The 21,688-nt window shown below is 66.9% G+C and carries 20 protein-coding genes and 1 pseudogene; 7 read left to right on the top strand and 14 right to left on the bottom strand.

What is annotated here, in order from left to right; genetic code table 11:
• Nucleotide 1: 1 nt before the first annotated feature.
• The 7 genes from flgH to flgB all read right to left on the bottom strand — a co-directional run bounded on the left by flgH (nt 2) and on the right by flgB (nt 5,694).
• Nucleotides 2-706: a flagellar basal body L-ring protein FlgH gene (flgH, locus tag AC3AP7_RS17145; protein WP_475767049.1), complete on the bottom strand. Its 705-nt coding sequence runs from the start codon at nt 704-706 to the stop codon at nt 2-4.
• A 32-nt stretch (nt 707-738) separates the two neighbouring features.
• Nucleotides 739-1,527, bottom strand: a complete 789-nt coding sequence (gene flgG / locus AC3AP7_RS17140; protein ID WP_475767052.1) for a flagellar basal-body rod protein FlgG — start codon at nt 1,525-1,527, stop codon at nt 739-741.
• A gap of 37 nt (nt 1,528-1,564) precedes the next feature.
• Nucleotides 1,565-2,326 carry a flagellar basal-body rod protein FlgF gene (flgF, locus tag AC3AP7_RS17135; protein ID WP_475767054.1) on the bottom strand — a complete coding sequence of 254 codons (762 nt, stop codon included), beginning with the start codon at nt 2,324-2,326 and terminating at the stop codon, nt 1,565-1,567.
• 20 nt (nt 2,327-2,346) lie between these two features.
• Nucleotides 2,347-3,879 (bottom strand): flagellar hook protein FlgE, encoded by a 1,533-nt coding sequence (locus AC3AP7_RS17130; protein WP_475767056.1) that lies wholly within the window; start codon nt 3,877-3,879, stop codon nt 2,347-2,349.
• Nucleotides 3,880-3,924: 45 nt separating this feature from the next.
• Nucleotides 3,925-4,647 carry a flagellar hook assembly protein FlgD gene (locus tag AC3AP7_RS17125; RefSeq protein WP_475767059.1) on the bottom strand — a complete coding sequence of 241 codons (723 nt, stop codon included), beginning with the start codon at nt 4,645-4,647 and terminating at the stop codon, nt 3,925-3,927.
• A gap of 11 nt (nt 4,648-4,658) precedes the next feature.
• Nucleotides 4,659-5,084: a flagellar basal body rod protein FlgC gene (gene flgC / locus AC3AP7_RS17120; RefSeq protein WP_475767062.1), complete on the bottom strand. Its 426-nt coding sequence runs from the start codon at nt 5,082-5,084 to the stop codon at nt 4,659-4,661.
• A gap of 115 nt (nt 5,085-5,199) precedes the next feature.
• A complete protein-coding gene (gene flgB, locus AC3AP7_RS17115) occupies nt 5,200-5,694 on the bottom strand; it encodes a flagellar basal body rod protein FlgB (protein ID WP_475767064.1) in 495 nt (164 codons plus the stop codon).
• Between the two features lie 219 nt (nt 5,695-5,913).
• On the opposite strand from flgB, the gene flgA reads away from it, so the two are divergent.
• The 3 genes from flgA (at nt 5,914) to AC3AP7_RS17100 (ending at nt 8,397) form a co-directional block, all read left to right on the top strand.
• A complete protein-coding gene (gene flgA / locus AC3AP7_RS17110; RefSeq protein WP_475767066.1) occupies nt 5,914-7,368 on the top strand; it encodes a flagellar basal body P-ring formation chaperone FlgA in 1,455 nt (484 codons plus the stop codon).
• A 160-nt stretch (nt 7,369-7,528) separates the two neighbouring features.
• A complete protein-coding gene (gene flgM / locus AC3AP7_RS17105; RefSeq protein WP_475767068.1) occupies nt 7,529-7,882 on the top strand; it encodes a flagellar biosynthesis anti-sigma factor FlgM in 354 nt (117 codons plus the stop codon).
• A 74-nt stretch (nt 7,883-7,956) separates the two neighbouring features.
• The gene (locus AC3AP7_RS17100; RefSeq protein ID WP_475767070.1) at nt 7,957-8,397 is read left to right on the top strand and encodes a flagella synthesis protein FlgN; all 441 of its coding nucleotides are present in this window, start codon (nt 7,957-7,959) and stop codon (nt 8,395-8,397) included.
• 498 nt (nt 8,398-8,895) lie between these two features.
• Here the strand turns inward: AC3AP7_RS17100 and AC3AP7_RS17095 are convergent, their stop codons facing one another.
• On the bottom strand, nt 8,896-9,159 hold the full coding sequence (locus AC3AP7_RS17095; protein ID WP_475767072.1) for a BPSL0067 family protein: 264 nt from the start codon (nt 9,157-9,159) through the stop codon (nt 8,896-8,898).
• A gap of 117 nt (nt 9,160-9,276) precedes the next feature.
• Here AC3AP7_RS17095 and AC3AP7_RS17090 point away from each other — a divergent pair, with 117 nt between their 5' ends.
• The 4 genes and pseudogenes from AC3AP7_RS17090 to AC3AP7_RS17075 all read left to right on the top strand — a co-directional run bounded on the left by AC3AP7_RS17090 (nt 9,277) and on the right by AC3AP7_RS17075 (nt 12,802).
• Nucleotides 9,277-10,719: a Tle-like phospholipase domain-containing protein gene (locus AC3AP7_RS17090; protein WP_475767075.1), complete on the top strand. Its 1,443-nt coding sequence runs from the start codon at nt 9,277-9,279 to the stop codon at nt 10,717-10,719.
• Nucleotides 10,716-11,537 carry an ankyrin repeat domain-containing protein gene (locus AC3AP7_RS17085; RefSeq protein WP_475767077.1) on the top strand — a complete coding sequence of 274 codons (822 nt, stop codon included), beginning with the start codon at nt 10,716-10,718 and terminating at the stop codon, nt 11,535-11,537. The genes AC3AP7_RS17090 and AC3AP7_RS17085 overlap by 4 nt, the downstream gene beginning before the upstream one ends.
• Nucleotides 11,527-12,348: an ankyrin repeat domain-containing protein gene (locus AC3AP7_RS17080; RefSeq protein ID WP_475767079.1), complete on the top strand. Its 822-nt coding sequence runs from the start codon at nt 11,527-11,529 to the stop codon at nt 12,346-12,348. The genes AC3AP7_RS17085 and AC3AP7_RS17080 overlap by 11 nt, the downstream gene beginning before the upstream one ends.
• Nucleotides 12,314-12,802, top strand: a pseudogene (locus AC3AP7_RS17075) (STY0301 family protein). Before AC3AP7_RS17080 ends, AC3AP7_RS17075 begins: the two are co-directional and overlap by 35 nt.
• 123 nt (nt 12,803-12,925) lie before the next feature.
• Here the strand turns inward: AC3AP7_RS17075 and AC3AP7_RS17070 are convergent.
• The 6 genes from AC3AP7_RS17070 to AC3AP7_RS17045 all read right to left on the bottom strand — a co-directional run bounded on the left by AC3AP7_RS17070 (nt 12,926) and on the right by AC3AP7_RS17045 (nt 21,671).
• Entirely contained in the window at nt 12,926-13,660 is a 735-nt protein-coding gene (locus AC3AP7_RS17070) for an RNA polymerase sigma factor FliA (protein ID WP_475767082.1), read from the bottom strand.
• 26 nt (nt 13,661-13,686) lie between these two features.
• On the bottom strand, nt 13,687-14,556 hold the full coding sequence (locus AC3AP7_RS17065) for a MinD/ParA family ATP-binding protein (RefSeq protein ID WP_475767084.1): 870 nt from the start codon (nt 14,554-14,556) through the stop codon (nt 13,687-13,689).
• Nucleotides 14,549-16,522, bottom strand: coding sequence for a flagellar biosynthesis GTPase FlhF (gene flhF, locus AC3AP7_RS17060; RefSeq protein ID WP_475767086.1), 1,974 nt, complete (start codon nt 16,520-16,522; stop codon nt 14,549-14,551). The genes AC3AP7_RS17065 and flhF overlap by 8 nt, the downstream gene beginning before the upstream one ends.
• Nucleotides 16,523-16,890: 368 nt before the next feature.
• On the bottom strand, nt 16,891-18,993 hold the full coding sequence (gene flhA, locus AC3AP7_RS17055; protein WP_475767089.1) for a flagellar biosynthesis protein FlhA: 2,103 nt from the start codon (nt 18,991-18,993) through the stop codon (nt 16,891-16,893).
• Nucleotides 18,990-20,195: a flagellar biosynthesis protein FlhB gene (flhB, locus tag AC3AP7_RS17050; protein WP_475767091.1), complete on the bottom strand. Its 1,206-nt coding sequence runs from the start codon at nt 20,193-20,195 to the stop codon at nt 18,990-18,992. The genes flhA and flhB overlap by 4 nt, the downstream gene beginning before the upstream one ends.
• 195 nt (nt 20,196-20,390) lie before the next feature.
• Complete coding sequence (locus AC3AP7_RS17045) at nt 20,391-21,671, bottom strand: DUF3443 domain-containing protein (RefSeq protein ID WP_475767093.1); 1,281 nt, start codon at nt 21,669-21,671, stop codon at nt 20,391-20,393.
• Nucleotides 21,672-21,688: the final 17 nt, after the last annotated feature.

Here is a 21,688-nt window from a genome sequence, read left to right as displayed (position 1 = left end):
ATCACCACGGCGCGACGTTGAGGAAGAAACGCTGCAGCCAGCCCATCGTCTCCGCCTCGTTGATATAGCCCTTCGCGGAATACTCGATTTTCGCGTCGGCGACCTGGGTCGAGTACACGGAATTGAGCCCTGAAATCGTGTTCGGATTTACCACGCCCGAGAAGCGCACGAATTCGTTACCCTGGTTGATCAGCATCTGCTTCTGGCCGCTCACGACGAGGTTGCCGTTGGGCAGCACGTTGGTCACGGTGACGGTGATCACGCCGTTGAACGTGTTCGACGCGTTCGCGCCGCCGGTGCCCGAAAACACGTTGGAGCCCGTCGAATTCAGGTTCATCTTGCCGAACAGGCCGCCGAGGAAGCCGGCGCTCGTCGTCGAGAACGCGGTGCCCGACGAGCGGTTCGTGTTGGCGCCCGACGACTTGGTCGCGTTGATGTTTTCCGAAATGACGATGGTCAGGATGTCGCCGACATTGCGCGGTCGCTGGTCCTCGAACAGCGGCCGGCCGGCATAGCCCGGGTTGTAGATCGAGCCGGGTGTCTGGTCGTGCGGCGGAATCGGCGGCACGGCCGTCATCGGCTGCTGCACGATCGGCTGGCGCGGGGCGAGCGCACAGCCGCCCAGCGCCAGCGCGAGCACGCTGGCGGTGGCGAGAAGCGCGCTGCGCGCCTCGCCGATAGCCGGATTGAAATGGAATTGCGACATCGTGTTTCCCTACCGCCGGTTGGTCCGTCCGCTCAGATCTGCATCTGCGAGAGCGTCTGCAGCATCTGGTCGGATGTGGTCACCGCCTTGCTGTTGATTTCGTACGCGCGCTGCGTCTGGATCATGTTCACCAGTTCCTGCACGACGTTCACGTTCGACGTCTCGACGTAGCCCTGTTCGAGCGAGCCCGCGCCGTTCAGGCCCGGCTGCGTGACGTTCGGCGTGCCCGACGACGCGGTCTCCGCGAACAGGTTTTCGCCGAGCGCGTTCAGACCGGGCGGATTGATGAAGGTCGCGAGCTGCAGCGAGCCGATCTGCGGCGTATTGCTCGTGCCCGGCTGCGTGATCGTCACGGCGCCGTCCGAGCCGACCGTGAGCGACGTCGCGTTCGGCGGAATCGTGATCGACGGGATCACCGGATAACCGCTCGACGTGACGAGCTGCCCCTGCGCGTTGGTCTGAAACGAGCCGTCGCGCGTATAGGCGATCGTGCCGTCGGGCATCTGCACCTGGAAGAAGCCGTTGCCGTTGATCGCGAGATCCTTCGAGTTGCCGGTCTGCTGCAGGTTGCCCTGCGTGTACAGGCGTTCGGTGGCGATCTGCTGCACGCCGGTGCCGAGCTGGATGCCCGACGGAATCTGCGTCTGCTGGGTCGAATCGGCGCCGGGCTGGCGCACCGTCTGGTACAGCAGGTCCTCGAACACCGCGCGCGAGCCCTTGAAGCCGTTGGTGCTGACGTTCGCGAGGTTGTTCGAGATGACGTCCATCTCGGACTGCTGCGCGTTCATGCCGGTAGCGGCGATATACAGTGAGCGGTTCACTTCGTGAGTCCTCCTGGGTACGCGACGGCGCGCCCGGTTAGCTGAAACTGAGCAACTGGTTGGCGCTCTGGTCGTTCTGGTCCGCGTTTTCGAGCATCTTCGTCTGCATCTGGAACTGCCGGGCGTTGTCGATCATCGAGACCATCGCGGCCACCGGGTTCACGTTGCTGCCTTCGAGCGAATCCGGCACGAGCGTCACGCTCGGGTCGGCGTCCGCCGGGTTGCCGTCGCTGGTGCGAAAGAGGCCGTCGTCGCCGCGCACGAGCGAGGCCGCCGGCGGATTGACCAGTTTCAGCTGGCCGACCTGCGCGATCGCGGTAGCGGGATCGCCCGCCGCGAGCGCGGACACCGTGCCGTCCTTGCCGATCGTGATCTGCGCGCCGGGCGGCACCGAAATCGGGCCGCCCGTGCCGAGCACCGGCAGGTTCGTCGCGGTGACGAGCTGGCCGTTCTGGTCGATGTGCAGGTTGCCGGCGCGCGTGTAGGCCTCGTTGCCGTCGGCCGTCTGCACCGCGAGCCAGCCGTCGCCCTCGATCGCGACATCGAGCGGATTGCCCGTGCGCTGGATCGGTCCGGGCGTATAGTCGGCCCCGGGCGTGGACGACAGCACGAAGGTGCGGGTCGTGTCGTCGTTGATCGAGCTGCCGTCACCGAACGACAACGGTACCGCGCGAAACGTCTCCAGCTGGGCGCGAAACCCGGTGGTCGACGCGTTCGCGAGATTGTTCGCGACGATGGCCTGCTGATCGAGCGCCTGGGCGGCGCCCGACATCGCGGTGTAAATCAGACGGTCGGTCATGCGTTCGGCTCCGGCGGCTCTTACATGTTGATCAGCGTCTGGTCGACCGTCTGCTGGGTCTTGATCGTCTGCGCGTTCGCCTGATAGTTGCGCTGCGCGGTGATCAGGTTGACCAGCTCGTTGGTCAGGTCGACGTTCGACTCCTCGACCGCGCCGCCCTGCAGCGAGCCGTGGTTGGTGCTGCCCGGCGTCGAGATCTGCGCGACGCCCGACTGCGAGGTCTCCTGGAACTCGTTGTTGCCGAGATCGACGAGGCCATTCGGATTGTTGAAGTTCGCGAGCACGATCTGGCCGAGCGACGCGGTCTGGCCGTTCGAGTAGTTGCCGGTCAGCACGCCGTTCGTGCCGATCGTGAAGTTCGTCAGCTGGCCGGCCGCATAGCCGTTCTGCGTCAGGTTGTTGGTGCCGTCCGTGCTGCCGTACTGGGTCGTGCCGGTCAGGTCGAGCGAGAGCGTCTGCGGCGTGCCCGAGCCGTCGGTGTTCGGAATCGTGAAGCTGAGCGTGCCCGGGGAAGCCGCCGCGCTCAGCGTGACCGCGCCGGTGACCGGATTGACGGTGGCCTGCTGCACGCTGTTGAGCGTGCCGTTCGACGAGAACGTCGCCTCGCCGACCTGCTGCACCGTGCCGCCCGCCACGCCCGCGTAGATGTTCCACGTGCCCGACGCGGTCTTCGCGAAGTACATGTTGACCGTCTGCGAGCCGCCGAGCGAGTCGTAGGCCTGGACCGAGGTCGAGTAGTTGTAGGTGGACGAGCTGCTCGCGTTGAACGTGGTCGGGTTCGGCGTGACCGTCACCGCGTCGCCGCTCGCGGGCGTGCCCGACAGCGTGACGCTCTCGCCGTTGCCGAGCGTGATCGCGTCGCCCGCGGTGAAGGTCTGCGAGGCGGAGGTCGTGCCGGCCGTCTGGTCGGTCACCGTGTAGGCGGTCGGCGACGTGAAGTTGACCACATACGTGTCGTTGTTGGTGCCGGCCGACGCGGTGGTGATCGTCGCGCCGTCGCTCGTCAGCGAGCCGGTGGTCGTCACGTTGACGGACGGCGTGCCGAGCATCAGCCCGTCCTGCGCGTCGAGGTTCAGCTGCGCGGTGATCGCAGTGGTCGGCGTCGGCGCGATATTGGTGGTGGGCACCGTGAGCGGCACGGTCTGCGCGGTGTTGATGATGCCGCCCGAGTTGGCCGCGTAGCCCATCAGCTGCAGGCCTTCCGCGTTGACGATCTGGCCGCTGCTGTTCAGCTGGAACACGCCGTTGCGCGAGTAGACCATCGAGCCGTTGTCCGACAGCTGGAAGAAGCCGTTGCCGTTGATCGCCACGTCGAGCGCCTGGCCGGTCGTGTTGATCGTGCCTTGCGAAAACTGCTGCTGCACTTCGGCGAGCTGCGTGCCGATGCCGATCTGGTTGTTCACGGCCGTCGCCACCGAGTTCGCATACAGATCGGCGAACACGGCGGTTCCGCTCTTGAAGCCGATCGTGTCCGAGTTGGCGATGTTGTTGCCAATCACGTCCAGATCATTCGATGCAGCCGACAGGCCGCTCAACCCTTGTTGATAACCCATGACGCTCTCCGTAGCGGGTAAGTCCTAATCTGGTTGCGTGGTCCGTCAGAGCACCGCGGCGACCGAGGTCAGCGCGGCCGTGCTGCCGTTCGACAGCACGAGGCTCGGCGCGCCGCTCGACCCCTGCACGACGCTTTCGACGGTGCCCGCGGTCAGCGTGGTGCCGGTGCCGGCCGCGCCGTTGACGGTGCCCGTCGCGGTGATCGTGTAAGTGCCGTCCGGCAGCGCGTTGCCGCTCGAATCGACCGGCGTCCACGACACCGGCACCGTGCCGGCCGGCTGCGCGCCGAGGTCGATCGTGTTGACGATCTTGCCGGACGAATTGACGACGTTGATCTTCATGTCCGACGCGGCGGCCGCGAGCTGCACGCCGAAGTCCGAGGTCTTGCCGCTCGTCACGGTGATCGAACTGCCGGGGGCGAGCACGGTCGAGCCGATCAGCATCGCGGCCTGCGAGGTCTGGCCCGCGTTCAGCTGCGTCGACAGCGACGACAGCGACGTGTTCAGCTGGCTGATGCCGGTCACCGTATCGATCTGGGCGAGCTGCGAGGTCATCTGCGAGCTGTCCATCGGATTGGTCGGATCCTGGTTCTGCATTTGCGTGATCAGCAATTGCAGGAAGGTGGACTGCAGGTTCGCGCCCGACGTCGTGGAGCTCGTCGACGAGCTGCCGGTCGCGCTCGTCGACGAACTCGTGCCGTTCATCGTGTCGAGCAGCGTCTGCGAAACGGTCGTTCCGTTGTTGCCGATTGTGGTTGAGCTGGTCACGGGGGGGCTCCTCAGGTACCGATCGTGAGTGCTTTGAGCATCAGTTGCTTGGCGGTGTTCAGCGTCTCGACGTTCGCCTGGTAGGCGCGCGAGGCCGAGATCATGTTCACCATTTCTTCCACCGGGTCGACGTTCGGCATCGTCACGTAGCCTTCCGGATTGGCAGCCGGGTTGCCCGGGTCGTAGACGGTCTTCATCGGCGTCGGGTCGTCGACCACGCCGGTCACCTTCACGCCGCCCACCTGCTGGCCGGACGCGGTGCGCGCCCCGCCCAGCGGGTCGACCGCGAACACCACCTGCTTGGCCACGTAGGGCTTGCCGTCGGGACCGGTCGTACTGTCGACGTTCGCGAGGTTCGACGCGGTGACGTTCAGCCGCTCCGACTCGGCCGACATCGCCGAGCCCGCGACGTTGAATATGTTCATCAGGGATGGCATGGCTTCTCTGACCTCTCGTGCCGGCGGCGCCGGCGTAATGACTGCCTGTAGCGGTGATGGATGGCGGTGCGTGCGGCCTGCGTTTTCTGCCCGTCAGGCTGTCGTCATGAATTCGTCAGGATCCCGATGTAATGGCCGACTGCAGCATCTTGATCTGCGTCGATACCTCGGTCATCGTCGATTCGTAATGCAGCGTGTTGTCGGCAAACTGCACGCGTTCGGTGTCGAGGTCCACCGTGTTGCCGTCGAGCGCCGGCTGCGCCGGGATGCGGTACTGCAGCTGGCCGTAGTCGTCGCTCGTGCCGCCGGTCGCCGCGAGCGTCGCGCGGCCCGCCATGTCGCGCGCGTCGGTGGTCGCCATCGACATGCCGGACGTGACGCCGGCCGGCTGCGTCAGCGGCAGCGTCGAGCTGTTCGAGGCGGCGGTGCCGCCCGTGCCGTCGGTCTTCTTCAGCGCCCCGGCGAGCGACGAGGCGAAATCGACATCGCGCGCCTTGTAGCCCGGCGTGTCCGCGTTCGCGATGTTCGACGACAGCAACTCCTGCCGGTACGAACGGACATCGAGCGCCTGGCGGCCAAAGGCAAGTTCGGCATCGAGTTTGTCGAGCATGAAATTCTCCGAAAGCGGTTCCGCCGCACCCTTCGCAAACGCCGCGCGCTCTGGCTGCGCACCCCGCGAAGGGCCTTTTGCATGAGACGCATCTTAGGGTCGGCCTGCAACCGGCAATCGTCGGAATAACCGGGGAAGGTCGCCTCTATTCGGCGTTTGCGAAGTGCGGGTGCTCTCTAGAATGCGATTCGTACCGTTGCCTTACGCTGGAGATCGTCGATGTCCCGAGCCCAATCCGATGTGCGCCAGCTACTGCGCCGCATCGTTGCGCGGCACGCTGCCTTCTGGCTGGCGTGCGCGGCGGCCGGCGCATGGACGACGCCGGCCGCGTTCGCCGACAGCGGCGGCGCGATCGTGATTCCCGGACCGGGCGAACAGAATCCCGCCGACCTCGCGCGGATGACGGCCATGGCCACCTCGGGCGGCGCGCACGCGGCAGCCAGCGCGAACCCGCATGTGACGTTCGGCGCGGTGAGCCCGCAAGGCGCGCCCGACCGCTTCAGCGCAATGGCGAACCAGAACGGCGCGATCGTGATCCCCGGCCCCGGCGAGCGGCCGGCCGGCGCCGCGAACAACCCGGGGTTGACACGCGTCAATCTCGATCAGCAGATGGTCGCAAGCCAGGTGACGCCGGTGATCGTCAACGCGGGCGCGCCGGCCACCGTGCGCCGCGCCGCCTATGCGATTCCGTCGACGGCCGCCGCCCCGCAGGCGGCCAGCGCGGAACTCGACAGCCTCACGTCGCGCGGCGAGCCGCCCATGCTGGCCGCCAGCGGGGCGAGCCCCCCGCGCCCGGCCGCCACGCCGCGCCTGACGGCCGCCGCCGCGCCGGGCGTCCCCAGCGGAGCTGCGCCCGCCGTGCCGTTTCAGGCACGCGATCTCGAACAGGCCAACCAGCGCGCGAAACTGGTCCAGGCGCTGCAGGCCATGCAGGCGCACGCAACGCCCGCCGCAGCGCAGCGCGTCGCCGTCCCCACGCGCGTCGCCGCGGCGCGGCCGGCGCAAGCCGGAGTGCAAACGGGCGCACAGGTATGGTCGGCCGCGCCGGCCGGCCAGGAAGACGGCGACGCGATCCGTGCCGCCGCGCTCGCCTTCTTGCAACAGCAGGCGGTCGGTCTGCCCGGCCAGGTCGATATCTCGGTGAGGCCCGCCTTCCCGCGCGGCCTTGCCGCCTGCGACGCGCTGCAGCCGTTCATGCCGAATGGCGCGCGTCTGTGGGGACAGACCACGGTCGGCGTGCGCTGCTCGGGCGCGCATCCGTGGACCGTCTGGCTGCAGGCGCACGTGTCGATTCACGCGACCTACTACGTGGCCACCCATACGCTCGCGCCCGGCGAGGTGGTGTCGGCCGCCGACATCATTGCGCGCGACGGCGACCTGACGATGCTGCCGATGTCGATCGTCACCGCCCCGTCGCAGGCGATCGGCGCGATTGCCCTGATGCGCGTGGGCGCGGGCCTGCCGCTGCGGCTGGACATGCTGAGGAACGCCGCCCAGGTGACCGCCGGCCAGATGGTTCATGTGGTCGCGCAGGGCGACGGCTTTTCGATTTCCGCCGAAGGCAGCGCGCTCAGCAACGCGCAGCCGGGCCAGCCGGTGCGCGTGAAAACCGCGAACGGGCAGATCATCATGGGCATCGTGAAGGACAGTTCGACCGTGGAGATCCAGATGTGACCCCGCGCGGCAGGCGCGACGCGGCGGGTTGGACGATGGGCGGGTGCGGGCAAAAAAGCCCGCGCGGTCAAATACATGGTTACAAAGGGATACGTGGATTGCGCTAAAGTTTGGCTAACGGCATGCCGTTATCAGGCTCAAATAGCTGAGGAAGCCAATCGTGAAGATCGATTCCACCACCAATTCCAAGCTGGACAGCCTGTCGGGCCGCGCGTCGCGCACCCAGCAGGACGGTTCGGCTGCGTCGGCGCCGGCGAGCGCCGGCTCGGCGGCGTCCACGCCGAGCCCCGCGAGTGCGGGCGGCGACGCGAGCGTGAGCCTGTCCGGCCTGTCGTCCGATCTGCGCAGCGCGGCGGCGTCGGATTCGGGCGACATCAATACGGCGCACGTCGAGGCGATCAAGTCGGCCATCGCCAACGGCACGTTGACGATCGACCCCGGCAAGATTGCGGACGGCGTGCTCGAAACCACCCGCAGTCTGCTGCAAACACGCGCCCCGGCGACCGGCAATTGAGGCTGGGCGCCGCACGGCGACACCTTGAAACCCTGACCCGCGCCGGGCGCGGGCCGCTGTGAATGCGAGTTGTGATGAAAGACGCGCTGCTTGCCACCATCGTCGACGAATACGCGACCATCGAAGCGTTTGCCTCCGTGCTGGCCGTCGAGCAGAAGGCGCTCGGGATGGTCGATCCGGCCGACACGCTGAAGCCCATTGTCGAGAAGAAAACCGAGCTGGTCGGCAAGCTCGCGCGGCTCGAAAAGATCCGCGACGAGCAACTGGCCGAAATGGGCCTGCCGGGCGGCTGGACCGGCATCGAACTGGCGGCCGGCGACGACCCGAAGCTCGCCGCCCAATGGAAGCTGCTGCAGCAGTCGGTCGAGCGCGCGCGCCGCTCGAACCGGACCAACGGCATCCTGATCCGCACGCGGATGGAGTACAACCAGCGCGCGCTCAACGTGCTGCAGGTACGTCAGCCCAAACCCGCCCTGTATGGCCCGGACGGACGCATGCCGGGCCGGGCGTTCTGAGCGCGGGCGATTGCCCGGATAGCGCGTGTTTCCGTCTGTTTCCGTCTGTTTCCGTCTGTTTCCGTCTGTTTCCCTCTCTTTTCCTGCCCGGTCGGTTCACGGCGCGCCGCCGTAACTCCGCTGCCTCGGGTTGAAACCCGAAGAAGTCCATGAAAGCGCCCTGTGCGGGCGCTTGCATACCTGCGCGCCTCGACAGGGCCATCGGTTCAATGATCATTCGTGGACGATCGACGCACCTCGTCGCCTGGGCGACGGGACTCTCGACCATGCCCGACAGTCTTGTCAGGCGGCCTCGCACCAGAACATGACATCGACGCGTGGCTGCCGCGAGGGACATCGCCGCCACCATGAACCATCGAGGTGATTTCTCGCTCATTCGACCACCGAGCGTGCATCGCCACGCTTGCTCTGTGCGGTGAACTTCCCGTTTTTGCCTTTGCCGGGAAAGAGCAAACCTCTTTTCCTGATCGTCATCGCTGGACGATCAGCGGTCTATCACTACGATGCCGCAACAGTCCGGGCTGATATAAAGCGCCCCGTGCTTACCGTATGCGTGATCGGGATCGCATCCTTTTCAAACGCGGCAATGGCGGCAATGACCGCTCCTTTCCTCGACGCCCGATCTCCCTTGACAGGTGCCCCTTCGCTCCAGAGCGAAGACGCCGGCGCGCCGGTGAATGGCTTGACAAGCGTGACGCACTGCCTTGTTCCCACTACGGGCACCTTGTCCAACGATCCAGCCGCGGCATGAACGTGCGGCATTGCATGTCCTGGACAACGCTCGACAAGTCCGCCTCATTTTTCAGATTACTCCGATAGGCACCCTCCCCCCGGAAAGCTAGGTTGCGTTCTCCGTGTCAGGAAACGAGGAGAAGCAGGATGGCAGACGAACGGCATCCCCTTACGCACACGTTCGGATTCGACCGGCTGGTGAGCCGCTACGAAGAGGAAACGTGCCGGCTGGAGCGCGCACTTGCCTCGCATTGCGCGACGCTGCGCAGCCACCGCTTCGAACTGAAGGAACGCGTCGGGTTTGCCCGGCGGCCGCATACCGGCAAGCTGGCGCAGGCGCTCTGGGACGTCTCGTGGCGGATGCCGGACCTGCATGGGGCACGCCTCGGCGAGCTGCGCGCGACGCGCGGCGTGGAATCGGTGGCCGCGCGGCTGCCCGGCTGGCTCGATCCGTACGGGACGGCTGACGTGATGGAGGTGACCGGCATCGTGCGGGCCGACCCGCAGGCGTCGCCGGTGGAGCGCGCGCAGGCCCGCTTTGCGATGAAACGCATCGTCGGGTTTGGGCAGGCGGTCGTGGATGCGCGCGAGTCGCTCGATCTGGACTTCGCGGGCGACCATCTGATCGATGCGGCGCGGGAGATCGGCACGGAGACGGTGGTCGACGTGCTGCTCGGACGGGCGACCGTCCGGGTGTCCCACGGTGCGACGGCCACGCCCGAACCGCACCGGGCCCCGGCGAAGCCCGCGCGCACGGCGGCTTCGTCCCGCGCCGCTGCGGCGCCGGCCCCCGCGGCGCCGACCAAGGCGCAGCGCTGGGCCGAGCGCAAGCAACGGGTGGCAGCCGGACGCGCGGCGCCGTCGGCGCGGGCGAACGCGGCCGCGCAGCGGCTCGCGATCAATAACGTGGCGGTGGAAAAAGCGCGGCTCGCCGATCATGTCTATCACCCGACGCGGGCGGTGCCGCAGGGGTGGAGGAATGTGAGCGGGGATGCGGGGGTGCTGAAGCAGTATGGCCTCGCGCCACGCAACCTCCAGATCACCAATACCAATTTCCGCGCGCAGCTTTATACGCCCGATCCCAACGTGTTTGGCCAGGACATGAAACCGACGCTGGCATTCAAGGGCACTGAAAAGACAAGTCTTGACGATTGGTCGAACAACGCTTTACAGGCTCTAAATATGGACTCGGCTTACTACGCAAGAGCCGTAAAGGTCGGGATGAAGTTGCTGGATATCGCAATGCCCATTGATATCACCGGCCATTCGTTAGGCGGAGGTTTGTGCTCGGCGGCTTCGGTCGCCAGCGGCAAGGACTGCTGGAGTTTCAACGCTGCAGGGTTACGCCCGGAAACGGTTGCGCGTTATGGAGGCACACCACAGCTATCCAAGGTATACGCATATCACGTCGACGGTGAAATCCTGACAACGGTCCAGCACCTTATGCCGCTGCCTGAAGCAATTGGAGCGCCTTATCCCCTACCTGGCAACGGCATGCCGCTCAGCCGCCACGCGATCGAGGAAGTAATCGCTGGCATCGAAAAACAGAAGGAGGAAGACATGGCGATCCTGCAGGAGTTGGCACCATGAAACGTGGAATTGCTGCGCTCATCCTGGTCACCCTCTTGCTATCGCTGATGCCCTTTGCGAAAAACATCATGAAAAAATTCCCCGCCACCGATTTCTTCTCTGGCCAGCAACTCGTGCTCGCCCAGGCCATCGAAGAGGGCGACATCCACAAGGTTCAGCAACTTGCCCCTGCCACCGATCTCAACACGCCCGGGCACAAGCACATGACGCTGCTATTCTTCGCCCTGCAGGAAGCACTCAAGCGTGATCCGAAACAACTGGCCATGATTACAGCGCTGGTCAGGGCCGGTGCGAACCCGCAACAGCAAGTGCCGAATCTGGGCAGCCTGCTGGACGTTGCACTCAACACACCCCATCCCGAATTCCTGCGCGCGCTGCTCGACGGCGGCCTCGATCCGAACACGATGATCGACGGAGATGCGCCCATCCTTTTCTGTGTGGCCCAGGAACCGACGTTCGAATCACTCAAACTGCTCGTTGAACGAGGCGCAGACATCAACAAGCGGGATTCGCTTCGCAACACGGCACTCTACGAAGCGCTAGCAGCATATTCATTGGATCAGGTCGACTATCTGCTCGATCACGGCGCCAACCCCAACACCTGGAACGTCAACGGTCTCTCCTTCGCCGCGGCGTTGTCTACCCGCATCAACATCAACGCCTCAGCCCCCGATTCGATCACCTACAAAAAACTCGTCGAAATCCGCGACCGCATCATCCGCCTGGGAGTCCAGTGGCCGCCGGAAACGCCCGAGCAGATCCGCGCGCAGTGGGGCGAAGCCAATGGCGATGTGGACGACCGCAAGCATGTCCGGTAAGGCCTGCGTGCGCACCGCGCTGGCGATCGTGCTGTTGTGCTGCAGCGTGTGCGCGTGCGCCATGAAAAAATTCCCCGCTACCGATTTCTTCTCCGGGCAGCAACTCGTGCTTGCCCAAGCCATCGAAGAGGGCGACATCCAGAAGGTTCAGCGACTTGCCCCCGCCACCGATCTCGACACGCCCGGGCGCAAGCACATGACATTGCTGTTCTTCGCCGCACAGGAAGCGCTCAGGCTCGACCCCAAACAGTTGGCCATGATCCCGATACTGCTGAAGGCGGGCGCCAACCCGCAACAGGAGGTGCCGAATTTCGGGAGCCTGCTGGACTTCGCTCTAAACAGCCCGCATCCCGAGTTCCTGCGCGCGCTGCTCGACGGCGGTCTCGATCCGAACACGATGATCGAGGGCCGAGTCCCGATCCTCTTCTTTGTGGTCCAGGAACCCACATTCGCCTCACTCAAACTGCTCGTCGAACGAGGCGCAGATGTCAACCAGCGGGATTCGCTGCGCAATACCCCGCTTTACGAGGCGCTGATGGGCGATTCGCTCGACCAGATCGACTATCTGCTCGACCACGGTGCCAACCCTAATACATGGAACAGGAACGGCGTGTCGTTCGCACTCGCATTGTCCGACGATCTCAACCGGAATGCCGTCGCCCCCGATTCGATCACCTACAAAAAACTCGTCGAAATCCGCGACCGCATCATCCGCCTGGGAGTCCAGTGGCCGCCGGAAACGCCCGAGCAGATCCGCGCGCGGTGGGGCGAAGCCAATGGCGATGTGGACGACCGCAAGCATGTCCAATAGTCGAACAGGCATGAAACCGCAGCGATGGGTAAGTCTGGCGGCGATCGCCCTCGCGACCGCTGCCGTTTCGTCGCGCGCCGCAGTGCACGCGGACGCGCCATGCCCTTCCCGGATACCGGTCACGCAGCATCTCGTCGGCAACGCGCCGGACGGGTGGTCGAATCTCGATGCAAAAGACGCCTACCCGCTCGTCAACATCACGTTCTGGCGCGGGCCGCCAGACTAGCGGGCATTGCTCGCGCCGTCCGGCGAACGGCGCAACGACACGGGTCCGGTCACCATCTGGACGTTTGCGAAATCGGACATCGACGACTGGGTCGCCTGCGAATACGCCGGTACCGGCGTGGTCCTCGCAAGGCCGCTCGGGAGACACGTCGAGCGCTGTACAGTGCAGTACGACAGGCATTTTTCGAGCCCCGTCGCTCAGCATTGGCATTGCGAGTCCGCGCGGTGAATCGTGCGACCTCGCGAGCGCGCCGCGCCCCCTGAAAAAAGCGCCGTCCCACGGACGGCGCAAGTCGCGTGCATCGTCAACAACCTGTCGCGGCGGCGCCGATGCCTGCGCCACCGCCTCGCCTTACTCGGTTTCGGCCTTCGCCCACGCCATTTCACGTAGCCGCGTGCGCAGCCGCGCGACAGCCTGGCTGTGCAGCTGGCAAACGCGCGATTCGCTGACCTCCATCACCGCGCCGATCTCGCGCAGGTTCATCCCGCGCTCGTAGTAGAGCGACATCAGCAGCTTCTCGCGCTCCGGCAGCCGCTCGATCGCCTCGACGAGCGCCGCGCGCAGGCTCTCGTCGAGCAGCGCCGACAGCGGATCCGCATGATCGACGCAGTAGCGGTCGAGGAACGGCTCGTCGTCGGCCGAGCGGTCGAAGTCCTCGTAGTAGATGAGCTGGCTGCCATGCAGGTCCTGCAGCATCGACTGGTATTCGTCGAGCGGCATCTTCAGATGCTCGGCGATCTCCGTTTCGCTCGCCGAGCGTCCGAGCGACTGCTCGACCTGATGCACCGCCATCTCGACCTCGCGCGACGTGCGGCGCAGGCTGCGCGGCAGCCAGTCGTTGCTGCGCAGCTCGTCGAGCATCGCACCGCGGATGCGCTGGCTCGCATAGGTTTCGAACTGCGCGCCCTGGTCTTCCTTGTACCGGCTCGCCGCGTCGAGCAGGCCGATCATGCCGGCCTGGATCAGGTCGTCCAGATCGACGCTCGCCGGCATCTTCGCCACCAGTTGCAGACCAAGCCGGCGCACGAGCGGCGCGTACTTCGTCAGAACCTCGGCCTGGGAAACCTTTCCCTGAGCGTTGTACATCGTGCTCCCCTTGTCCGCGCCCGCGCTCACGCGTGCTGCGCAGACGGTTGGTCGGCGTGTTGCGCCGCTGTGACTGTCGCGGACGCCACCCAGTGGCGCCGGGACGACATCGCTGGCCGCATCGGCCAGTACTGCAATTCGGCGGCAAGATGACGGAAATCGCGCGCAGCCGGCGTCGACGGAAACGCGTCGACGACGCAGCGCGACAACTCGCGCGCGCGCGCCATGCGCGAATCCGCCGCAATGCAGCCGGCTTCGTCGAGCGACACCGTCAGGTAGCGTTGCGCGACCCCCGCGAGATTCGCAAACGCGGTACGCGCATCGGCGACGCTGTGCACGTGATTCACCAGCACGCGAAACTGCGCGATCCCGTGCGCGTAGTGCAGCCGCTTCACCGCCGCATACGCATCGGTGATGGTCTGCGCGGCCACGCGCGTGACGATCATCAGGTCGTGCGACTGCTGCGCGAGCGCCGACAGCTGCCCCGTTCCGCCCAGCTGCGCATCGATCAGCACGATGTCCGCCCCGCCGTCGAGCAGCCGGTCCACGTGCGCGCTGCTGTATGCATCGTCCTGCGCGCGCGGCGCCGCGAGCACCCAGAAGCCGAGCGGATGACGCGCGGCAGCGGTGTCGAGCGGCATGTCGCCGCGCATCACCGCGCCGAAATTGCCGGCGCCGCGCAGGCCGCCGAGCATCGCGCTCACGGTGCCGGGGCGCGTGCATTCGTCGACGATCAACACGTCCTTGCCCTGCTCGGCGAGCGCGGCGGCCAGGTTGACGACAGCCGTCGTGCAACCGACGCCGGGCGAGCCGCCCGCCACCGCCAGCACCCGCGAACCGCTGCGGGCAAGGAGGCGCCGCAATCCTTCAGCCTGATCGGAAACGACTTTATCCAAAGCGTACCTCGTGCAGTTCTGACGTCGAGCGCGCCGACAGCGCGGCGAGCAGCGCCGGGATGTCTTCGTCCTGCGGCACGAACGGCGAGTGGTCGCGCGGAATGCAGAACGCACTCTTGATCAGGAACTTGCGGGTCGCGACGTACAGGTTCTCCGGCACCTTCTGGCCGGTCGACACGTAGTGCACCGGCAGCTTGTAGCGCAGCACGGTGTCGAGCACGCCGCCGAGGTTCGTCGCCTCGTCGAGCTTGGTCAGGATGCAGCCGGCGAGCGGCTGCTGGTCGGGCGCGCGCTGGTAGGCCTGCACGACTTCGTTGAGCGTGTCGCCGTGACTGGTTGCGTTCAGCAGCAGCAGACGCCGCACCGGCTGGCCGGCGCGGCACAGCATCGCGATCTGGTCGGAGACGAGCCGGTCGCGCTGGCTCATGCCGATCGTGTCGATCAGCACGATGTGCTTGTTGCGCAACTCGGAGAGCGCGAGCTGCAGGTCGGCGCCGTCCTTCACTGCGTGCACCGACACGCCGAGAATCTTGCCGAAGATGCGCAATTGCTCGTGGCCGCCGATCCGGTAGCTGTCGGTCGTGAGCAGCGCGACCTTGCTCGCGCCGAAGCGCATCACGCAGCGCGCCGCCAGCTTCGCGGTGGTCGTGGTCTTGCCGACGCCGGTCGGCCCCATCAGCGCGAACACGCCGCCGCGCTCCATCAGCGCATCCTCGCTTTCCATCACCGGCAGATTCGATTCGAGCACGCCGCGCACCCACTCCATGCCGCTGTCCATGCTGTCGGACTCGGCCGGCAGACGGTCGACCAGCATCTGCACGAGCTGCGCGGAAAAGCCCGCCGCGAACAGGTGCTTGGTGAGCGCCGCGCGCGCCGGGCTGCGGCGCTGGCGATCGGCCCACAGCAGGCCGGCGAAGTGCTCCTCCATCATCCCGCGCATCGACGTGAGCTCGTTCATCACGGTCTCGTTGACGACTTCCTCGATGCGCGTCTTCACCGCCTCGCTGACCGCCGCGGCACTGGCCGACGCGCGCGCCTCTTCGGCGCCTTGCGCGGCGGCTTTCTGCGCGGCGCGGCGCGCGGCGAGCTGCGCCGCCTCGCGCGCCCAATCCGGCGCGTCGGCCTCGCGCGAAGCCGGTTGCGGCGGCACGCTGATTTCGACCGGTGCGCCGAGCCCCTTGGCCATCGCGGCGGCGGGCGTCATCGACGACGGCCGCGCGCTGTACGCGCCCTGCTGCCGACCGGCGATGCTGCGCGCGTGATCGATCAGCCAGGGGTTGTAGTCGGCCATCGTGCGCGGCGTGGGCGGCGTGATCGCCGCGTGGGCGGCCTTCAATGCGTCGGTGCGGATCTCGCTGCTGCGGGCGCCCGCCTGCGGCTGGACGCGCGGCGCGGCGGCCGGCTGCGGCTGCGCACGCGGCGCTACGGCCGGCATGGCCGCTTGCGCCGGGTGCGCCCCTTGCGCCGGGTGCGCGGCGCTCGCCTGCGCGGCGGCGGTGAGCTTCACCTCGGCGGCGGCGTCGTTCGCCGCGGACTCGGCTGCGCTCGCCGGCGCCGCCGGCTGCGCCGGCACGTTGCTCGCGGACATGCTCTCGGTGCCGGCCTCGGGGCTCGCGCCGAATACCGACGAAAACACGTCCGGCATGCCGCTCGCGTACGGGTTGTGCTGCATCGCCGGCGCACGCGGCGCGGCGCTGCCCGGATTGCCCGGATTGCCCGGATTGCCCGGATTGCCCGGATTGCCCGGATTGCCCGGATTGCCCGGATGACCGGCCGTGCCGGCGGCGGCGCCGTCCTGCTTCTTCGGGGCGATCGCGGCGAGCTCGCTGTCGGCGAGCGCGACGATCTCGATGGTGCCATCCTCGATCGTCCGGTTCGACAGCACGACTGCATCGGGGCCCAGTGCTTCACGGACCAGTCGCAGCGCATCGCGACTGGTGGCACCGATAAATTTACGAATGTTCAAGCTCGACCCCCGATGAGGTTGACGGACCGGCAACATACCGCTTCCCATTGAGATCGATTATTACGAAAGACGTCGAGCGACGATCGGTTGATAAGGGCGGGGAAAGGTAGGCAATTCGCCTGATGGGGCGGGCTTCGCGGCCCGCTCGAGGTCACGGCTGGGGTTTCGCCTGGGGCCTGGCCGAGGCTTGCCTGAGGCTTGCTTGACGCTTGCCTGGGGCCCCTTCAAGGTTCGCGTCGAAGGCGAGGCTTCTGGGCTTGCGTCGAAGGTCCGTGCACGGCGCCGCGCACGGGCGCCCCGGGGTTAGCCCCGGAGTCAGCCCCGGGGTTAGCCGCGCGGTCAGCCCCAAGGGCGCGGCAGCCGACCGCTCAGCCCTGCCCGCCGATCTGGTTGACGACCTTCACGTGGCGCGTCTCGGGCACTTCGGCATACGAGAGCACCTTGAGCTGCGGCAGGCTGCGACGCAGGAAGCGCGCGAGCATGGGCCGCAGCGCGTGCTGCACGAGCAGCACCGGCGCGAGGCCGAGGTTCTGCTGGCGCGTCATCGCCTTTTGCGTCTCGGTGAGCAGCGTCTGCGCGAGGCCGGGTTCGAGGCCGGGATTGGCGCCCGTCGAGAGCGCCTGCGACAGCACGCGTTCGAGGTTCGCGTCGAGCCCCATCACCTGCATGTCGCCGCTGCCGGGGAACCACTGCTGCGAGATCGCGCGGCCGAGCGCGAGACGCACCGCCGCGGTCAGCTCGTGCGCATCGGTGATCTTCGGCGTGTGCTCGGCGAGCGCTTCGAGGATCGAGCGCATGTCGCGGATCGGCACGCCTTCTTCCAGCAGGTTCTGCAGCACCTTTTGCAGCGTCGTGATCGACAGCGCCTTCGGCACCAGGTCCTCGACGAGCGACGGCGTATCCTTCTGCATCCGGTCGAGCAGCGCCTGAACCTCGCGGCGCCCGAGCAGCTCGGACGCATGCGTGACGACGAGGTGATTCAGGTGCGTCGCGACCACGGTGCTCGAATCGACCACCGTGTAGCCGTACACCTGCGCCTGTTCGCGCAGGTTCGTATCGATCCAGATGGCCGGCAGGCCGAACGCCGGATCCTGGGTCGGCGTGCCGGGCAGCGCCGCGCTCACCTGGCCCGGATTGATCGCGAGCCACTGGCCCGGATACGCTTCGCCGATGCCGATCTCGACGCCCTTCAGCGCGATCCGGTAGCCGTTCGGCCGCAGTTCGAGGTTGTCGCGAATGTGGATCACCGGCGGCAGGAAGCCGATTTCCTGCGCAAACTTCTTGCGGATGCTCTTGATCCGCTTCAGCAGTTCGCCGTCCGAGTTCTTGTCGACAAGCGGAATCAGCCGGTAGCCGACTTCGAGGCCGAGCGTGTCGATCATCGTCACGTCGTCCCAGCTTGCCTCGGCGTTTTCCGCCGGCGCGAGCGCCTCGGGCGCCACTTCGACGCGCGCGCCGGCGTTCTTCTGCTCGGCGGCGCGCTTTTTCATCACGCGGCCGAACTGGATCAGCCCGCCGCCGAGCAGCAGAAACGCGAAATGCGGCATGCCGGGAATCAGCCCCATCAGCACGAGGATGCTGCCCGCGATGATCAGCACGCGCGGATTCGTGAAAAGCTGGCCGGTGAGCTGCGTGCCGATGTCTTCGTTGGTCGCCACGCGCGAGACGATCACGCCGGCCGCGGTCGAGATCACGAGCGACGGAATCTGCGCGACGAGGCCGTCGCCGATCGTGAGCAGCGTGTAGTTCTTCGCCGCCGACGCAAGATCCATGTTGTGCTGGAACACCCCGACGATCAGCCCGCCGATGATGTTGATCACCATGATCAGCAGGCCGGCGATCGCATCGCCGCGCACGAACTTGCTCGCGCCGTCCATCGAGCCGTAGAACTCGGCTTCCTGCGCGACCTCGGCGCGGCGCTGGCGCGCCTTCTCCTCGTTGATGATGCCGGCGTTCAGGTCGGCGTCGATCGCCATCTGCTTGCCGGGCATCGCATCGAGCGTGAAGCGCGCGGACACTTCGGCGATGCGGCCCGCGCCCTTCGTGATCACCATGAAGTTGATCACCATCAGGATGACGAACACGACGATCCCGACCGCGAAGTTGCCGCCGACGAGGAAGTGCCCGAACGACTCGATCACCTGACCCGCCGCGGCCGGGCCGGTATGGCCTTCGAGCAGCACGACGCGCGTCGAGGCGACGTTCAGCGACAGGCGCAGCAGCGTCGAGAACAGCAGCACGCTCGGAAACGCGGCGAAATCGAGCGGCCGCATCGTGTACATGCTGACGAGCAGCACCATCACCGACAGCGCGATGTTGAAGGTGAACAGCAGATCCAGCAGGAACGGCGGCAGAGGCAGCACCATCATGCCGAGGATCATGCAGATCAGGATCGGCCCCGCGAGCGCGCGCAGGTTGGTGCCGTTCAGCGCATCGGGCCGGCGGGCCAGAATTCCGGCGCGTACGTTCATGCATTCGCTCCTGGTGCGGCGTCATCGTCGAGGGCCTGGGCGGCTTCCTCGTTCGCCGCTTCATCGGATACCGGGCCCTGGTCGAGCTCGGCCGGCACGTCGAGTCCGGTCGGCGCGACCGGCGCCGCGCCGCCTTCCTTGCGAAAGCGCCGCAGCTGATAGACCCACGCGAGCACTTCCGCGACCGCGCCGTACAGCGGGCCCGGAATCTCGCGATCGAGTTCGACGTTGTGATACAGCGCGCGCGCGAGCGGCGGCGCTTCGAGCAGCGGCACGTTGTGCTCGACGGCCAGCTCGCGGATGCGCGCAGCGACGAGGTTCACGCCCTTGGCCACCACCTTCGGCGCGCGCATCTTGCCGTCGGTGTACTGCAGCGCGACGGCGAAATGCGTCGGGTTGGTGACCACCACGTCCGCTTTCGGCACCTTCGCCATCATCCGGCGCCGCGCGAGCGCGCGCTGCTGCGCGCGGATGCGGCCCTTCAGCTGCGGATCGCCCTCGTTCTCGCGATGCTCGCGCTTCACTTCTTCCTTCGTCATGCGCAGCTTCTTGTGGTACTGCCAGATCTGGTACGGCACGTCGAGCGCGGCGACGACGAAGGTGCCCGCGACGGTCATCGCGCAGCACACCGCGATCAGGTGCATCGCGTCGGCGAGCGCCATGTGCATCGGCTCGTTGGTGAGCGCGAGGATCTCCGTGCGGCGATGCCAGATCGCGAGACCGCCGATCCCGCCGACGACGAGCGTTTTCGCCATCGACATCCCGAGCTGGATCGGCCCGTTGATCGAGAACATCCGTCCGAGCCCGGCGACCGGGTCGAGGCGGCTGAATTTCGGAGCGAGCGACTTCGAGGACACGTGCCAGCCGCCGAGCGCCAGCGGCGCGAGGCCGGCGGCGGCGCCCGTCAGCAGCAGGATCGGCAGCAGCGCGTACAGGCCCTCGCGGCTCGCGACGCCCGCGCCGATCAGCATCTGGCGGGTCCCGTCGAGGCTCGCGTGGTCGAAGCGCAGCGCGCCGCGCAGCATCGACTGCAGATGCTCGCCGATCAGCCCGGACAGCCCCCAGACGCCGAAAAAGCCCGCCGACAGCAGCGCGAACGACGCCAGCTCGCGCGAACGCACGATCTGCCCCTCCTCGCGCGCCTTCTCCAGGCGCCGGGGTGTGGCTGCTTCGGTTTTTTCGAGGTCGCTTTCCTCTGCCACGCGGCTCTCCAGACGGTCGGGCCCCGTGGCCCATTACCAGTGGGAGCGATTATTCCTGCAGAAAGCCAGCGACGATCGGCGGATAAGGGCGGGGAAACCGGGGTATTTCGGGCGATCGGCCGGACGCGCCGGGCCGCGTGCCGCCGCGCGCCCGGGTCCGGCGACGCAGCGCGCACAGGCGCGGTGCAACGGCGCTCAGTAGCCGACGTAAGGCTGCTGGCCGCCGTTCGCGCTCTGGTCGAAGCCGACGTACACATATCGGCCGTAGAAAAACGGCAAGCCGAGGTCGAAGCTGCCGCTTGCGCCGATGTCGCCGCCGAGGTCGTTGAACGCGAAATCGCTGGAGTTGGCGAACAGCGACGCCGCGTTCATGATGCCGACGTCCGCGCCGACCGACACGCCGTTGAGCCCGACGAGCGTCACCGTGCGCGTCTGCCCGGTGCTCGGGCAATAGAAGCCGCTGTAGCTGCCCGAGCAGAGTCCGAGCGTGCTGTCGGCGAAGAAGTAGGCATTCGAGCCGGAATCGAGGAAGGCCTGTACCGTCTTGCCGCCGAACGTGCTGTTGTTCAGGTCGCCCGCCGCGTTGGTCGTGAAGGTTTGCGCCGCCGCGAGCGCATTGTTCGACTCCGTCCCGATGCCGAACACCAGCGTGCCGGTGGCCGAACCCGCGCCGGTCTGCGAGATCGGCGACATTTCGAGGATCACGCCGTTGTTGTCCACCGGAAATGCCGTCGCCGGGTTCGTGACCTGGTCGGTCGTCGGCACCTGCGCGCGCGCGCAGTTCGTGCCGGAGCACGCGTAGTAGTTGCTGTAGGCCGCATAGGTCGCGCCGCTCGCGCAGGCCGAGCCGCAATCGTAGGTCGCCACGCCAATGCCGAGAATGCCGTTCGCGCCGATCGCGTTGGTCGAATTCTCCGAGGCACCGCTCACGCAACTCGTCGGCGCGCTGCCCGAGGCCATGTCGCCGATCACCTGGATCGGCACGCTGGTGGCGGTGCGCTCGCCGGCGATCTGCACGTTCGCGGTCCGCACCGTGCCCCACGAGTAGCCGTCCGCGAACTGGGTGCATTCGACCAGCGTGTCGCCGGCCACGTTGGGCGGGGTTTCCGGCGTCAGCGCCTGGGAGAGCGACGCGTTCAGCACCGAGGACACGATCCGCAGCCCGTAGGAGCCGGTGTCGACCTGCACGTTGCTGATCGACTGGCAGTTCGACGGCGCGCCGGGTGCGCAGATCGTCACGGTGACAGTGGGAATGTTGATGACGCTCGCAACGCCCGAACCGACCGCCACCGGCGCTGTGTTGGACGCGGTCGCGGCGACCGGGACCGCGCCCGGATTGGCCGGCAGGCCGCTCGTCGAAGCCTGCGAACTCCCGCCGCCGCCCCCGCCGCCTCCGCCGCAGGCCGCGAGCAGCAGTACGAGTGTGGCCGCGACCGCGGCCTGGCTCCATCGTCCAAGCGTTGCCGTGCGTTGCATGGATCGCCTCCCGCCGT

The organism is Paraburkholderia sp. PAMB 6770, from assembly GCF_057748135.1.
This window is presented reverse-complemented; position numbering and strand designations above follow the sequence as displayed.